This window comes from Scandinavium lactucae (genome assembly GCF_033843265.1).
GTDB classification, from domain to species: Bacteria; Pseudomonadota; Gammaproteobacteria; order Enterobacterales; family Enterobacteriaceae; genus Scandinavium; species Scandinavium lactucae.
In genome coordinates, this window is record NZ_JAWXRD010000035.1 from 33,909 (window position 1) to 49,313 (window position 15,405).

Here is a 15,405-nt window from a genome sequence, read left to right on the forward strand (position 1 = left end):
CCGGCAAAGCGCGCCGGTAAACGTTATCTGTGCAAAATAGTAACGCTTTGCGTGTAATTTTACTACTCATCCGACCACTTTTTTTGGGTTATTTTGTGCTTTTAACCCATCCTGGCGTAATTAAGTTACACAAAAGTTAAATTAATACTAACCATTAGTTAATTAATGGCTTTTGCCATTTTTATACTTTTTTTACACCCCGCCCTGCGTTTTTTGCGAAATCTTTGCACCGAAAAACCTACCTTTGCTGCAGACAATCAAACACCTGGAGGTGGACTGTGAGTGCAGGCGTGCTAACCGGCATCGTGCTGGTTTTCCTGTTATTGGGCTATCTGGTTTACGCCCTGATTAATGCGGAGGCCTTCTGATGGCAGCGCAAGGGTTTTTACTGATCGCCATTTTTTTACTGGTCCTGCTGGTGCTGGCCCGGCCTTTGGGCTCCGTGCTGGCACGGCTTATCGCCAATACCCCACTTCCGGGAACCGTCAGGCTGGAGAAAGGACTCTGGCGCGTCCTGGGCGTTTCTACCCAGGAGATGAACTGGCGGCAATATCTGCTGGCTATCCTGTCGCTCAATTTTTTCGGCGGCGTACTGCTGTTTGCGATGCTGATGATGCAGGGCTTCCTGCCGCTCAACCCGCAGCAGCTTCCAGGGCTGTCCTGGGATCTGGCCATGAATACCGCGGTGAGTTTCGTCACTAACACCAACTGGCAGGCCTACAGCGGTGAAAGCACGCTGAGCTATTTCAACCAGATGGCCGGACTGGCGGTGCAAAACTTCCTCTCAGCGGCAACCGGTATTGCCGTGGTATTCGCGTTGATCCGCGGTTTCAGCCGCCGCAGCTCGGATACTCTGGGCAACGCGTGGATGGATATCGTGCGCGTTACCTTATGGGTTCTGCTGCCGCTGTCGCTGCTGATTGCCCTGTTTCTCATCCAGCAAGGCACGCTACAAAACTTTCTGCCTTACCAGCACTTCACCTCGCTTGAAGGCGCGAAGGGCCTGCTACCGATGGGACCAGTGGCGTCACAGGAAGCCATCAAAATGCTCGGCACTAATGGCGGCGGCTTCTTTAATGCCAACTCCAGCCATCCGTTTGAAAACCCGACCGCACTGACCAACGCAGTGCAAATGCTGGCGATTTTCCTGATCCCTGCCGCACTGTGTTTTGCCTTCGGTGAGGCAGTCAACGATCGTCGTCAGGGCCGCGCCATTCTTTGGGCGATGTCGGTGATTTTCGTGGTTTGCGTCGCAGTAGTGATGTGGGCCGAACTTAACGGCAACCCGCACTTCCTGAAACTTGGGGCTGACAGCGCCATCAACATGGAAGGTAAAGAGAGCCGTTTTGGCATTCTGCAAAGCAGCCTGTTCGCGGTGATAACCACGGCCGCTTCCTGCGGAGCGGTGAACGCCATGCACGACTCCTTTACCGCGCTCGGCGGCATGGTGCCAATGTGGCTGATGCAGATTGGCGAGGTAGTGTTCGGTGGCGTGGGTTCCGGCCTGTACGGGATGCTGCTGTTTGTGCTGCTGGCGGTGTTTATCGCCGGGCTGATGATTGGCCGTACCCCGGAATACCTCGGTAAAAAAATCGACGTGCGTGAAATGAAATTGACCGCGCTGGCGATTCTGGTCACTCCGGCACTGGTGCTGCTCGGCACTGCGCTGGCGATGATGACCGAAGCCGGTCGCGCCGGGATGTCTAACCCGGGCATCCACGGCTTCAGCGAAGTGTTGTACGCCGTGTCGTCTGCCGCCAACAACAACGGTAGTGCCTTTGCGGGCCTCAGTGCCAATAGTCCGTTCTGGAACTGTCTGCTGGCGTTCTGCATGTTCGTCGGTCGCTTCGGGGTGATCGTTCCGGTGCTGGCGATTGCGGGCTCACTGGTCAGCAAAAAAATCCAGCCCGCCAGCCCCGGGACGCTGCCTACCTTCGGCCCGCTGTTTGTTGGTTTGTTGATTGGCACCGTGATTTTAGTTGGCGCACTGACCTTTATCCCCGCCCTGGCGTTAGGCCCGGTGGCTGAACATCTCTCTTCGTTATAAGACCGCTGGAGACACGTTTTATGAGTCGTAAGCAAACGGCAATTTTCGAACCCGCTCTGGTTCGACAAGCTCTCATCGATGCCGTCAAAAAACTGAGTCCAGCCGTGCAATGGCATAACCCGGTGATGTTTATCGTCTGGCTGGGGAGCGTGCTCACCACCCTGCTCGCCGTGGCGATGGCGACCGGACATCTGTCGGGCAGTGCCGGTTTCACCGCCGCCATCAGCGTATGGCTGTGGTTTACCGTGCTGTTCGCGAACGTCGCCGAAGCACTGGCCGAGGGCCGCAGCAAGGCCCAGGCCAACAGCCTGAAAGGGATCCAGAAAACCTCTTTTGCCCGCAAACTTCGTGCGCCGCAGCATGAGGCACAACTCGATCACGTTCCGGCGGATGAACTCCGCAAGGGCGATTTCGTGCTGGTGGAAGCCGGAGATATTATCCCGTGCGACGGAGAGGTTATCGAAGGCGGTGCATCGGTTGATGAAAGCGCCATCACCGGCGAATCCGCGCCGGTCATCCGCGAGTCCGGCGGCGATTTCGCGTCAGTCACCGGCGGGACGCGTATTCTCTCTGACTGGCTGGTTATTCGTTGCAGCGTCAACCCAGGGGAAACGTTCCTCGACCGAATGATCGCCATGGTGGAAGGTGCGCAGCGTCGTAAAACACCGAACGAAATCGCCCTGACCATTCTGCTGGTGGCGCTGACTATCGTCTTCCTGTTGGCGACTGCCACCCTGTGGCCTTTCTCAGTCTATGGCGGCACGGCGGTCAGCGTCACGGTGCTGGTGGCACTGCTGGTGTGCCTGATCCCGACTACCATCGGCGGTCTGCTGTCTGCCATTGGCGTGGCCGGGATGAGCCGGATGTTGAGTGCTAACGTGATTGCCACCAGCGGCCGGGCGGTTGAAGCGGCGGGTGACGTAGACGTTCTGCTGCTGGATAAAACCGGCACCATCACTCTCGGTAACCGTCAGGCCTCTGAGTTCCTGCCCGCCCCGGGCGTTGATGAAAAAACGCTGGCCGACGCCGCGCAGCTGGCCTCGCTGGCAGATGAAACACCGGAAGGCCGCAGTATCGTGATTCTGGCGAAACAGCGCTTCAACCTGCGGGTGCGCGACGTGCAAGAGCTGCACGCCACCTTCGTGCCGTTTACCGCGCAGACGCGCATGAGTGGGATCAATATTCAGGACCGATTGATTCGCAAAGGTTCGGTGGATGCGATTCGCCGTCACGTGGAAGCCAACAACGGTCACTTCCCGCCACAGGTCGATACGCTGGTCGAAGGCGTAGCCCGTCAGGGTGGTACCCCGCTGGTGGTGGTTGAAGGTGCAACGGTGCTGGGGGTAATCGCGCTAAAAGATATCGTCAAAGGCGGGATCAAAGAGCGCTTCGCCCAGCTGCGTAAAATGGGGATCAAAACGGTGATGATCACCGGCGATAACCGCCTGACGGCTGCGGCGATTGCCGCCGAAGCGGGCGTCGATGATTTCCTTGCCGAAGCCACGCCGGAAGCCAAACTGGCACTGATTCGTCAGTACCAGGCGGAAGGCCGACTGGTGGCGATGACCGGTGACGGCACCAACGATGCGCCCGCCCTGGCGCAGGCTGACGTTGCGGTGGCGATGAACTCCGGGACCCAGGCGGCGAAGGAAGCGGGCAACATGGTTGACCTCGATTCCAACCCGACCAAGCTGATTGAAGTGGTCCACATCGGCAAACAAATGCTGATGACCCGAGGTTCGCTGACCACCTTCAGTATTGCCAACGATGTGGCGAAGTACTTCGCCATTATTCCGGCCGCATTTGCCGCCACTTACCCACAGCTCAACGCGCTGAACGTGATGCACCTGCACTCCCCCGCCTCCGCCATTTTGAGCGCGGTCATCTTTAACGCGCTGATCATCGTGTTCCTGATCCCGCTGGCGCTGCGAGGCGTGAGCTACAAGCCGCTGTCGGCGGCGGCAATGCTGCGCCGTAATCTGTGGGTGTACGGCCTGGGTGGCCTGCTGGTGCCGTTCGTCGGCATTAAAATTATCGACCTGTTGTTGACCCTGTTTGGTCTGGTGTAAGAGGAAATCAAAATGGCGACGTTACGCCCTGCTTTTGTGGTGCTTATTTTTTTAACGCTGGTGACCGGGGGCGCGTATCCGCTGCTGACCACCGCCCTGGGGCAATGGTGGTTTACCGACCAGGCCAACGGCTCGTTGATAACCGTCGATAACCAACTGCGTGGTTCCCAGCTGATTGGTCAGCAGTTTTCGACGCCGGGATATTTTCATGGCCGCCCTTCCGCCACCGCCAATAGCCCCTATAATCCAGAGGCATCGGGCGGCAGCAATCTGGCAGGCAGTAATCCTGAGCTGGATAAAGAAGTGGCCGCCCGGGTGGCGCAACTGCGTGCGGATAATCCGCAGGCTGACGCAACAGTACCTGTGGAACTGGTCACCACCTCTGCCAGCGGCCTCGATTACAGCCTGACGCCGCCGTCCGTGGCATGGCAAATTCCCCGGGTGGCGAACGCCCGACAGCTGCCGGTTGAAGCGGTGGCTAAACTGGTCGCCGCGCACACGCAGCTTCCGCTGGTCAGCTTTATCGGCCAGCCAGTGGTCAATATTGTTGAACTGAACATGGCGCTGGATGCCCTGAAAAAACCGTAAGGATTAAGCATGACCGACGAGCCCTTTCGTCCTGACCCCGACCGTCTGCTGGAGCAAACCTCCGGCTGGCATCGCGGTAAACTGAAAGTCTTTTTTGGTGCCTGTGCGGGGGTGGGGAAAACCTACGCCATGCTCAGCGAGGCACAGCGTTTACGGGCGCAGGGGCTCGATATTCTGGTCGGGGTGGTGGAAACCCATGGTCGCCAGGAAACCGCCGCCCAGCTTATCGGGCTGGCAACCCAGCCGCGCAAGCGCATGCATTATCGCGGTCGTCAGGTAGAAGAATTTGACCTTGATGCCGCCCTCGCCCGCCGTCCGGCGCTGATCCTGATGGACGAACTGGCGCACACCAACGCCCCAGGATCACGTCATCCCAAACGCTGGCAGGATGTCGACGAGCTGCTCGAAGCCGGGATCGACGTCTTTACCACCGTCAACGTTCAGCATCTGGAAAGCCTGAACGATGTGGTTAGCGGCGTCACCGGGATCAAAGTGCGTGAAACCGTGCCGGATCCGTTCTTTGATTCGGCGGATGAAGTGGTGCTGGTCGACCTGCCACCGGACGATCTGCGCCAGCGCCTGCATGAAGGCAAAGTGTATATCGGCCCACAGGCCGAACGCGCCATCGAGCACTTTTTCCGCAAAGGTAATTTAATCGCCCTGCGTGAACTGGCCCTGCGCCGCACCGCCGACCGGGTTGATGATCAGATGCGCGCCTGGCGTGACAGACAGGGCGAAGAAAAGGTCTGGCATACGCGCGATGCCATTTTGCTCTGCGTGGGTCACAGCGGCGGCAACGAAAAAATGGTACGCACCGCCGCCCGTCTGGCCGCCAAGTTCGGTACGGCCTGGCATGCGGTCTATGTCGAAACCCCCGGGCTGCACCGGTTACCGGAGTCGCAGCGCCGCAACATCCTCAGCGCCCTGCGTCTGGCCCAGGAGCTGGGGGCGGAAACCGCCACCCTGTCCGATCCGGCTGAAGATAAAGCCATTCTGCGCTACGCCCGTGAGCACAACCTCGGCAAAATTATGATCGGTCGTCGCAGCCAGCGCCGCTGGTGGAGCCGCGAATCCTTCGCCGATCGGCTCGCCCGTCGCGCACCCGACCTCGATTTACTGATTGTCGCTCTGGAAGAGACCCCCGTCAGCAGCACCGCGCGTAATGCCGATGCCCGCCCGTGGTTAGATCGCTGGCGGGTGCAGCTGCGCGGCTGCATTGTGGCGGTGGCGCTGTGCGCCTTTATTACGATGTTTGCCAGCCATTTTCTAATGGCCTTTGATGCCGCCAACCTGGTGATGCTCTATCTGCTGGGCGTGGTGATTGTAGCCCTGTTTTACGGGCGCTGGCCGTCGGTGCTGGCGACCGTCATCAACGTCATCAGTTTTGATTTATTCTTTATTGCCCCGCGCGGCACGCTCGCGGTATCGGATGTGCAGTACGTCCTGACGTTCGGGGTGATGTTAACCGTCGGACTGGTTATCGGTAATCTCACCGCCGGGGTACGCTATCAGGCCCGCGTGGCCCGCTATCGGGAACAGCGCACCCGTCATTTGTATGAGATGTCCAAAGCGCTGGCCACCGGCCGGACACAGCAGGAAATCGCCCGCACCAGTGAGCAGTTCATTCACTCCACCTTCCATGCACGTAGCCAGGTGCTGCTGCCGGATGCCGAAGGGTATCTCCACGGCCTGACCGACGGGAATGACATTACGCCGTGGGATGATGCCATTGCCCGCTGGAGCTATGACAAAGGCCAACCTGCGGGCGCAGGCACAGATACCCTGCCCGGCGTGCCGTATCTGATTTTGCCGCTGAAAACAGCAGAAAAAACCCACGGGGTGGTGGTGGTTGAGCCGGGTAATTTGCGCCAACTGATGATTCCGGAACAGCAGCGGCTGCTGGAAACCTGCACCCTGTTGGTCTCCAGCGCCCTTGAACGTCTGGCCCTGACCACCAGCGAAGAACTATCAAGGCTGGCAAGCGAGCGAGAAAGTATTCGCAACTCCCTGTTGGCCGCCCTTTCCCACGATTTACGCACCCCGCTGACGGTGCTGTTTGGTCAAGCAGAAATTCTGACGCTCGATCTGGCGAGCGAAGGATCAAAGCACGCCCCGCAGGCCAATGAAATTCGCCAGCACGTGCTGAACACCACCCGGCTGGTGAACAACCTGCTGGATATGGCGCGGATCCAGTCCGGCGGCTTTAACCTGCGCAAAGAGTGGCTGACCCTGGAAGAAGTGGTCGGCAGCGCCATTCGCACGCTGGAAATGGGGCTCGGCGGGCGGCATATTCAGCTGGCGCTGGGGGATCCGCTGACGCTCATCCACGTTGATGGCCCGCTGTTTGAACGGGTGCTGATCAACCTGCTGGAAAACGCCGTCAAATACGCAGGCTCCAGCGCCACCATCGGTATTACTGCCGAACATCAGCCGGACCAGCTCCAGCTTGAGGTGTGGGATTCCGGCCCCGGTATCCCTGCTGGTCAGGAGCAGGCAATCTTTGCTAAATTCTCCAGAGGGCATAAAGAGTCGGCCATTCCTGGCGTCGGACTGGGGTTAGCCATTTGCCAGGCGATTGTAGAGGTTCACGGCGGGGAACTGCGGGCGCATAATCGTCCCCAGGGCGGGGCCTGTTTTGTCGTGACTCTGCCGCTGGAAGCCCCCCCACAACTGGATGAACTTCCTGAGGAACTGTGATTAACGTATTGATCGTTGAAGATGAACAAGCTATTCGTCGCTTTCTGCGTAGCGCGCTGGAAGGCGACGGTTTCCGCGTGTATGAAGCCGAAACGCTACAGCGTGGGTTGTTGGAAGCGGCTACCCGCAAACCGGATTTGGTTATTCTCGACCTCGGCCTGCCGGACGGCGATGGCATTGAGTTCATCCGTGACTTCCGACAGTGGAGCCAGGTGCCGGTGATTGTGCTCTCAGCCCGCGCAGAGGAAACGGACAAAATCACCGCCCTGGATGCCGGTGCCGATGACTATCTCAGCAAGCCGTTTGGCATTGGTGAGCTCCAGGCGCGTTTACGCGTCGCCCTGCGCCGTCATGGAAATGGCGAACAACATCAGCCAGTGTTTACGTTCTCCGATATTCAGGTCGATCTTGCCAGCCACCGCATTCAGCGCGGTGCGGAGGTCATTCATCTGACGCCAATTGAATTTCGTCTGCTGGCGGTGCTGCTCAATAACCACGGCAAAGTGTTGACCCAGCGTCAGCTATTAAGCCAGGTCTGGGGACCGAACGCCGTCGAACACAGCCACTATCTGCGCATTTATATGGGCCACTTACGGCAGAAGCTGGAAACCGATCCGGCCCGTCCTCAGCATCTGTTAACCGAAACCGGGATCGGCTATCGGTTTATGCTTTAATCCCTCAGGGTGGCGTATGCCATAATATTTTGGCATACACGTTTCACTTAAATAATAAAGAAACACAATTCATTCACATTAAAACAACAATTCAGCATTAAATCTCGTGAAATACTCTCATGCCGATGCGATATTTCTCAATCAATCGTTTATTGTTGATCGCCTTCACAGAACAGTTGCTATTTCCAGATAAAATACCTGCGCTTTCACACATTCATGAAGGTTTATATTATGGAAAACAATAACCGAATAATGCCCCATATCAGGCGAACAACACATATCATGATGTTTGCCCACCGCAATAGCTTCGATTTTCACTTCTTTAACGCCCGATAGTCTTCTGACGTCGGGCGCTCAGCATACAGGTCTTTCCTGCTTCTGAACGTACAGGCTGCTGCCTGTAGCGTCCTGCGCTCGTCCTGAAAACCCACTGAAAAAAGCAATGTCCTGATTTTATTATCAGCGACTAACGATTGCCTTTTTCCCGAAACGATCAATTTCCCTGAATGGAAATTGAGGGCCTGCTATTACCTGAATTTAAAGAGATGAAAAATGTCAGAATTAAAAATTGCCGTTAGCCCTTCCTGCCCTGATTGTTTTACCAGCGCACGCACGATTATTAATACACAGTACACACAATTTATTGATGTCGCCGCCGCAGTATTATCGGTTGCGGATGTCGAGGCCGGAAAACTCGATGAAATAGATGCTACCGGTTATAACCTGCCGGTGTTTATCGCCATTAATAAAGATGAAATCGTGCCAGCAGATTATCTGTCGCGTATTCATGGCGTGTTTGAACATGACGAAACACGTAATGAATTCTATGGCCGTCAGCTGGAAGCCGCTGCATATAAATACGAAACGCAGCTGCGTCCACCGTTCTTCCGCGCATTGGTGGATTACGTCCAGCAGGGCAATAGCGCATTCGACTGCCCGGGCCATCAGGGCGGTGAGTTCTTCCGCCGTCATCCAGCCGGTAACCAGTTTGTTGAATACTTCGGCGAAACGCTGTTCCGCTCAGATTTATGCAATGCCGATGTGGCAATGGGCGACCTGCTGATCCACGAAGGTGCGCCCTGCATCGCCCAGCAACACGCGGCTAAAGTCTTTAATGCCGATAAAACGTATTTCGTACTCAACGGTACCTCGTCATCGAATAAAGTGGTGCTGAATGCCCTGCTGACCCCGGGCGACCTGGTGTTGTTTGACCGTAACAATCACAAATCTAACCACCACGGGGCGCTGCTTCAGGCCGGAGCCACCCCGGTGTATCTGGAAACGGCACGCAACCCGTACGGCTTTATCGGCGGGATTGATGCGCACTGCTTTGAAGAGCGTTATCTGCGGGAGCTGATCAGCGAAGTGGCCCCCCAGCGTGCCCGCGATGCGCGCCCGTTTCGTCTGGCGGTGATCCAGTTAGGCACCTACGACGGCACCATTTATAACGCCCGTCAGGTGGTGGATAAGATAGGTCATCTGTGCGATTACATTCTGTTTGATTCTGCGTGGGTCGGCTACGAGCAGTTCATTCCGATGATGGCCGATTGCTCGCCGTTGCTGCTGGAACTGAATGAAAATGACCCCGGTATTTTGGTCACCCAGTCGGTGCATAAACAGCAGGCAGGCTTCTCACAAACCTCACAAATCCACAAGAAAGACAGTCACATCAAGGGGCAGTCGCGCTATGTGCCGCATAAACGCCTGAACAATGCGTTTATGATGCACGCCTCCACCAGCCCGTTTTATCCACTGTTTGCCGCCCTGGACGTCAATGCCAAAATGCATGAGGGCGTGAGTGGGCGCAATATGTGGATGGACTGCGTGGCGAACGGTATCGACGCGCGCAAGCTCATCCTCGAGAACTGTCAGCATATCCGCCCGTTTGTGCCGCCGGTTATCAACGGCAAGCCGTGGCACTCATGGCCTACCGAGCAGATTGCCCGTGATTTGCGTTTCTTCCATTTCGTGCCGGGCGAACGCTGGCATGCGTTTGAAGGCTATGCTGAGCATCAGTATTTTGTCGATCCGTGCAAGCTGCTGCTGACCACGCCGGGGATTAACGCCGCCAGCGGTGAATACGATGATTTTGGTGTACCGGCGACCATTCTCGCCAACTTCCTGCGTGAAAATGGCGTCATCCCTGAGAAGTGCGATCTCAACTCAATTCTGTTCCTGCTGACCCCGGCAGAAGACATGGCGAAGCTGCAACAGTTGGTCGCCCTGCTGGTGCGTTTCGAAAAACTGCTGGAGGCGGATGCCCCGTTGCAGGAGGTCTTACCGGCGCTGTATCGCCAGTATGAGCATCGCTATGCCGGGTACACCCTGCGCCAGCTGTGCCTTGAAATGCACCAGCTTTATGCCCGTCATGATGTGAAGCAGCTGCAAAAAGAGATGTTCCGTAAGGCACATTTCCCGCAGGTCAGCCTGAATCCGCAGGAGGCTAACTACGCCTATCTGCGCGGCGAGGTTGAACTGGTGGCGCTCCCGCAGGCCGAAGGTCGGATTGCTGCGGAAGGCGCTCTGCCCTATCCACCGGGAGTATTGTGCGTGGTGCCGGGGGAAATCTGGAGCGGTGCCGTGCTGCGCTATTTCACCGCCCTCGAAGAAGGCATCAATCTGCTGCCTGGTTTTGCGCCGGAGCTACAGGGCGTATACATCCAGGAAGTCGAGGGTCGCAAGCAGGTGTGGTGTTACGTGATAGCCTCCCGTGACGCCCAGCAGCCACAGCTGAAAGGGAGTGCATTATGAGTAAATCGAACAAGATGGGCGTGGTCCAGCTCACCATTCTGACGATGGTCAATATGATGGGCTCCGGGATAATCATGCTGCCGACCAAGCTCGCGGAAGTGGGCACCATTTCGATTATCTCGTGGCTGGTGACCGCCGTCGGATCCACCGCCCTGGCATGGGCCTTCGCCAAATGCGGGATGTTCAGCCGTAAATCTGGCGGGATGGGCGGTTACGCCGAGTATGCCTTTGGGAAGTCGGGCAACTTCATGGCCAACTATACCTACGGCGTGTCGCTGCTGATTGCCAACGTGGCGATCGCCATTTCGGCGGTGGGTTATGGCACTGAGTTGTTCGGCGTCACGCTTAGCCCGATAGAAATTGGGCTGGCGACCATCGGCGTGCTGTGGCTCTGTACCATTGCCAACTTTGGCGGGGCGCGTATCACCGGCCAGATCAGCAGCGTCACCGTCTGGGGGGTAATCATCCCGGTCGTCGGCTTGTGCATCATCGGCTGGTTCTGGTTCAGCCCGACGATGTACGTTGAATCCTGGAACCCGCACCACGTGCCGTTCTTTAGCGCGGTGGGGTCGTCTATCGCTATGACGCTGTGGGCATTCCTCGGTCTGGAATCCGCCTGCGCCAATACCGACGTGGTGGAAAATCCGGAACGCAACGTACCGATTGCGGTACTCGGCGGCACCTTAGGCGCGGCGGTGATTTACATTGTCTCGACTAACGTCATCGCCGGGATTGTGCCAAACATCGACCTGGCCAGTTCCACCGCACCGTTTGGTCTGGCCTTTGCGCAGATGTTCACCCCGGAAGTTGGGAAAGTGATCATGGGCCTGATGGTGATGTCGTGCTGCGGGTCGCTGCTGGGCTGGCAGTTTACTATCGCGCAGGTGTTTAAATCTTCGGCGGACGAAGGGTACTTCCCGAAAGTGTTTTCCCGTTTATCCCGGGCAGATGCGCCGGTTCAGGGCATGTTGACCATTGTTGTCATCCAGTCCGGGCTGTCGCTGATGACCATTAGCCCCTCGCTGAATAATCAGTTTAACGTGCTGGTCAATTTGGCGGTGGTCACCAACATCATTCCGTATATTCTGTCGATGGCGGCGCTGGTGATCATTCAGAAAGTGGCGAACGTGGCACCGGGTAAAGCGAAGGCGGCCAATGTGGTAGCCTTTATCGGGGCGATGTACAGCTTCTATGCGCTATATTCGTCAGGTGAAGAAGCGATGCTCTGGGGGGCGATTGTCACCTTTATGGGCTGGACGCTTTACGGACTTGTCTCTCCGCGATTTGAGCTGAAGAATAAACACAGTTAAGTCAACGCAAAACGGTAACCCGAAGGTTACCGTTTTTTGTGTTTGCTGCCTCGCCCTGTGCGAGAGCGCTTTTTCCCGGCGGCGCTTTGCTTGCCGGGCCTACCAAACACTACGCGTTTTTCAGCACTTCACTCACAATTTCTACCGCTTCTTTCTCAATCAACTGACGGTGCTCGGCACCGAGGAAGCTTTCACAGTAGATTTTGTACGCATCTTCCGTACCGGATGGACGCGCGGCAAACCAGCCATTTTTGGTCATCACTTTCAGACCGCCGATGGAGGCACCGTTGCCCGGTGCGGCAGTCAGACGCGCGGTGATCGGGTCCCCCGCCAGGGTATCTGCACTAACCATCTCCGGAGAGAGTTTGGACAGCGCTGCTTTCTGCGCCGAGGTGGCCGCAGCCTGCAGACGGTTGTAGCTCGGCGCACCAAAACGCTCGGCCAGTTCGTCATAGTGCTGCTGCGGATTTTTTCCGGTTACCGCAGTAATTTCTGCCGCCAGCAGACACATGATGATCCCGTCTTTGTCGGTAGACCACGGCGTGCCGTCAAAACGCAGGAACGATGCCCCGGCGCTCTCTTCCCCGCCAAAGCCGAAGCTGCCGTCGAACAGACCGTCAACGAACCATTTGAAGCCAACCGGCACTTCAACCAGTTTGCGGCCCAGGGCCTCAACCACACGGTCAATCATCGCCGAAGAGACCAGGGTTTTACCCACGGCCACGTCTTTGCCCCACTGCGGACGATGCTGGAACAGGTAATTGATGGCAACTGCCAGGTAATGATTTGGGTTCATGAGTCCTGCCGGAGTGACGATCCCGTGACGGTCGTAATCCGGATCATTGGCAAACGCCAGGTCGAACTTATCACGCAGTGCCAGCAGGCCCGCCATCGCACATTCGGAAGAGCAATCCATGCGGATCGCACCGTCTTTATCGAGGTGCATAAAGCGGAAGGTCTGATCGACGTGATCGTTCACGATAGTCAGATCAAGTTTGTAGAACTCGGCAATGCGTTTCCAGTATTCAATCCCGGAGCCGCCCAACGGATCAACGCCCAGCTTCAGACCCGCTTTCTGGATGGCTTTGATATCAACGATATCCGCCAGGCCTTCAATGAACGGCTGCACCAGATCCTGTTCTTTAATATGACCCGACGCCCAGGCTTCATCCACAGACAGACGCTTGACGCCTTTCAGGCCATCGGCCAGCAGCGCGTTAGCACGGTCTTCGACCACTTTGGTCACGTTGGTATCCGCCGGGCCACCGTTTGGCGGATTGTACTTGATACCGCCATCATCCGGCGGGTTGTGCGAAGGGGTGATGACGATGCCGTCAGCCTGCGCTCCCCCTTTTTGGTTGTGAACCAGGATAGCGTTGGAAATGGCAGGCGTTGGCGTATAGCCGTTGTCTTCCTGAACAATGACGTCCACGCCATTAGCGGCCAGCACTTCCAGTACCGAAATGATCGCCGGTTCTGACAGCGCGTGGGTATCCTTCCCGACGTAGCACGGCCCGGTGATACCATTTTTGGCACGATTTTCCGCAATGGCCTGGGCGATAGCCAGGATATGCGGTTCGTTAAAGCTATGACGGGCGGCGCTTCCACGGTGACCGGAAGTGCCGAATTTCACCGCGTGTTCTGCGTTACCCACTTCTGGTTTCAGCACGTAGTACTGAGACGTCAGCTGGGCGACGTTGATCAAATCACTCTGTTGTGCAGGCTGACCCGCACGGTTATGAGTTGCCATTGCCTGGTCCTTCTTATGCTTAGATAGTGCCGCAAACCTTTTCAATTAATTCCGCGGGGAACTGCATTGACTGCATGATGTGTTCGACCATGCTGCATTTACGACCGGTATTGGTATTCGTTATCACCCAGTACGGGGTATCAGGCACTTGCTTAGGCTTGGTCTGATTGCCGTTTTTCAGCAACGTCGCTTCATCAACCGCGAAATAGACGCGCGTGCGGCCATGCAGTGACTCAGTAGCCTCAGCAAATGCTTTATTGTTTAAGCCGTAAAGTGTAGTCAGCACCAGCAGGAAACGGTTGACCGCTTTCTTCTGCTCAGCGTATTCGTCAGAAAGCAACAGCTCACGCACCGCGCGAACGTTATCTTTCGGCGAAGCGACTTTTTTGACCGCAGCGACGACCGGTGCAGAAGCAGGTGCCGGGGTCTCTTTGGCTACGGTTGCTGCAGCTTGTGGTACGGCAGAAATTTTCAGCATACGCCGTAAAATGTCGGATGCGCTCTCGCCAATGTGCTTAGTGTGGCTGGCAATAAAGCCGTAGAGTTCGTCATCAACTTCGATCGTTTTCATCTTAATCCAGTGAGATATCTTTTCTGAATACAAGTCGTTGGGATTATAAGGACAAAACCCAACAGCGGATAGCGTGTCGGCAAAAACTCAGACGACTACTGAGTGTTGCAGCCGGGCGGCAGAATGCTCAACATGATACCCTAACCCGACGTAGCGAAAAAAAGAACTTTGCCATGAAATTAAACAGCCGAGCGCAAACTGCACAAAACCTGCACACTAATTCTCCCATCGTCCTGGTTCACGGCCTTTTCGGTAGCCTGGATAACCTCGGGATCCTCGCGAGAGATCTGGTTGCCGACCACGATATTCTGCAAGTCGATATGCGTAACCACGGTCTTTCCCCGCGATCCGCGGAAATGACCTATCCGGCGATGGCGCAGGATCTTCTCGACACGCTTGATGCCAATGGTATTGAGAAAGCCACGTTGATCGGTCATTCCATGGGCGGGAAAGCGGTGATGGCGTTTACCGCCCTGGCACCAGAACGCGTCGGAAAACTGGTGGCAATCGATATTGCCCCGGTGAATTATCAGGTGCGTCGTCACGATGAAATCTTTGCGGCCATCAACGCGGTGACCGAAGCCGCTGTCTCAAACCGTCAGCAAGCGGCAGAGGTTATGCGCCAGCATATTAATGAAGAAGGCGTGATTCAGTTCCTGCTGAAATCTTTTGTCGACGGTGAATGGCGCTTCAACGTGCCCACGTTATGGGATCAGTACCCGCACATCGTCGGTTGGGAAACGATTCCCGCATGGGACCACCCTGCCCTGTTTATTGCTGGCGGCAACTCGCCTTATGTCACCAACGCGTACCGCGACGCCCTGTTATCGCAGTTCCCACAGGCGCGAGCGCACGTGATTGCCGGAGCCGGACACTGGGTTCATGCTGAAAAACCGGAAGCAGTACTCCGCGCTATCCGTCGCTATCTGGCGGAATGATTAAAATCCG

At 56.4% G+C, this 15,405-nt stretch carries 12 protein-coding genes; 10 read left to right on the forward strand and 2 right to left on the reverse strand.

Translation table 11 applies throughout. The features are described from left to right. Positions 1–278: 278 nt before the first annotated feature. From kdpF to potE, 9 genes are all read left to right on the forward strand, one after another. The gene (kdpF, locus tag SIK69_RS15355) at positions 279–368 is read left to right on the forward strand and encodes a K(+)-transporting ATPase subunit F (RefSeq protein WP_110510103.1); all 90 of its coding nucleotides are present in this window, start codon (positions 279–281) and stop codon (positions 366–368) included. Then, positions 368–2,047: a potassium-transporting ATPase subunit KdpA gene (gene kdpA, locus SIK69_RS15360; RefSeq protein ID WP_319786470.1), complete on the forward strand. Its 1,680-nt coding sequence runs from the start codon at positions 368–370 to the stop codon at positions 2,045–2,047. The genes kdpF and kdpA overlap by 1 nt, the downstream gene beginning before the upstream one ends. 20 nt (positions 2,048–2,067) lie before the next feature. Next, entirely contained in the window at positions 2,068–4,116 is a 2,049-nt protein-coding gene (kdpB, locus tag SIK69_RS15365; RefSeq protein ID WP_319786471.1) for a potassium-transporting ATPase subunit KdpB, read from the forward strand. 12 nt (positions 4,117–4,128) lie between these two features. Further along, on the forward strand, positions 4,129–4,704 hold the full coding sequence (kdpC, locus tag SIK69_RS15370) for a potassium-transporting ATPase subunit KdpC (protein WP_319786472.1): 576 nt from the start codon (positions 4,129–4,131) through the stop codon (positions 4,702–4,704). A gap of 9 nt (positions 4,705–4,713) precedes the next feature. Further along, a complete protein-coding gene (kdpD, locus tag SIK69_RS15375) occupies positions 4,714–7,401 on the forward strand; it encodes a two-component system sensor histidine kinase KdpD (protein ID WP_319786473.1) in 2,688 nt (895 codons plus the stop codon). After that, on the forward strand, positions 7,398–8,075 hold the full coding sequence (kdpE, locus tag SIK69_RS15380; protein ID WP_319786474.1) for a two-component system response regulator KdpE: 678 nt from the start codon (positions 7,398–7,400) through the stop codon (positions 8,073–8,075). The genes kdpD and kdpE overlap by 4 nt, the downstream gene beginning before the upstream one ends. Before the next feature lie 231 nt (positions 8,076–8,306). Continuing rightward, entirely contained in the window at positions 8,307–8,411 is a 105-nt protein-coding gene (gene speFL, locus SIK69_RS15385) for a leader peptide SpeFL (protein ID WP_116480921.1), read from the forward strand. Between the two features lie 216 nt (positions 8,412–8,627). After that, positions 8,628–10,826 (forward strand): ornithine decarboxylase SpeF, encoded by a 2,199-nt coding sequence (speF, locus tag SIK69_RS15390; RefSeq protein WP_319629104.1) that lies wholly within the window; start codon positions 8,628–8,630, stop codon positions 10,824–10,826. Beyond that, on the forward strand, positions 10,823–12,136 hold the full coding sequence (gene potE / locus SIK69_RS15395) for a putrescine-ornithine antiporter (RefSeq protein ID WP_319629103.1): 1,314 nt from the start codon (positions 10,823–10,825) through the stop codon (positions 12,134–12,136). Before speF ends, potE begins: the two co-directional genes overlap by 4 nt. Before the next feature lie 109 nt (positions 12,137–12,245). On the opposite strand, the gene pgm is transcribed toward potE, so the two are convergent. Continuing rightward, positions 12,246–13,886 carry a phosphoglucomutase (alpha-D-glucose-1,6-bisphosphate-dependent) gene (gene pgm / locus SIK69_RS15400; protein ID WP_319629102.1) on the reverse strand — a complete coding sequence of 547 codons (1,641 nt, stop codon included), beginning with the start codon at positions 13,884–13,886 and terminating at the stop codon, positions 12,246–12,248. 19 nt (positions 13,887–13,905) lie between these two features. Continuing rightward, entirely contained in the window at positions 13,906–14,457 is a 552-nt protein-coding gene (gene seqA, locus SIK69_RS15405; protein ID WP_319786475.1) for a replication initiation negative regulator SeqA, read from the reverse strand. Between the two features lie 173 nt (positions 14,458–14,630). On the opposite strand from seqA, the gene ybfF reads away from it, so the two are divergent. Then, entirely contained in the window at positions 14,631–15,395 is a 765-nt protein-coding gene (gene ybfF / locus SIK69_RS15410) for an esterase (protein ID WP_319786476.1), read from the forward strand. Positions 15,396–15,405: the final 10 nt, after the last annotated feature.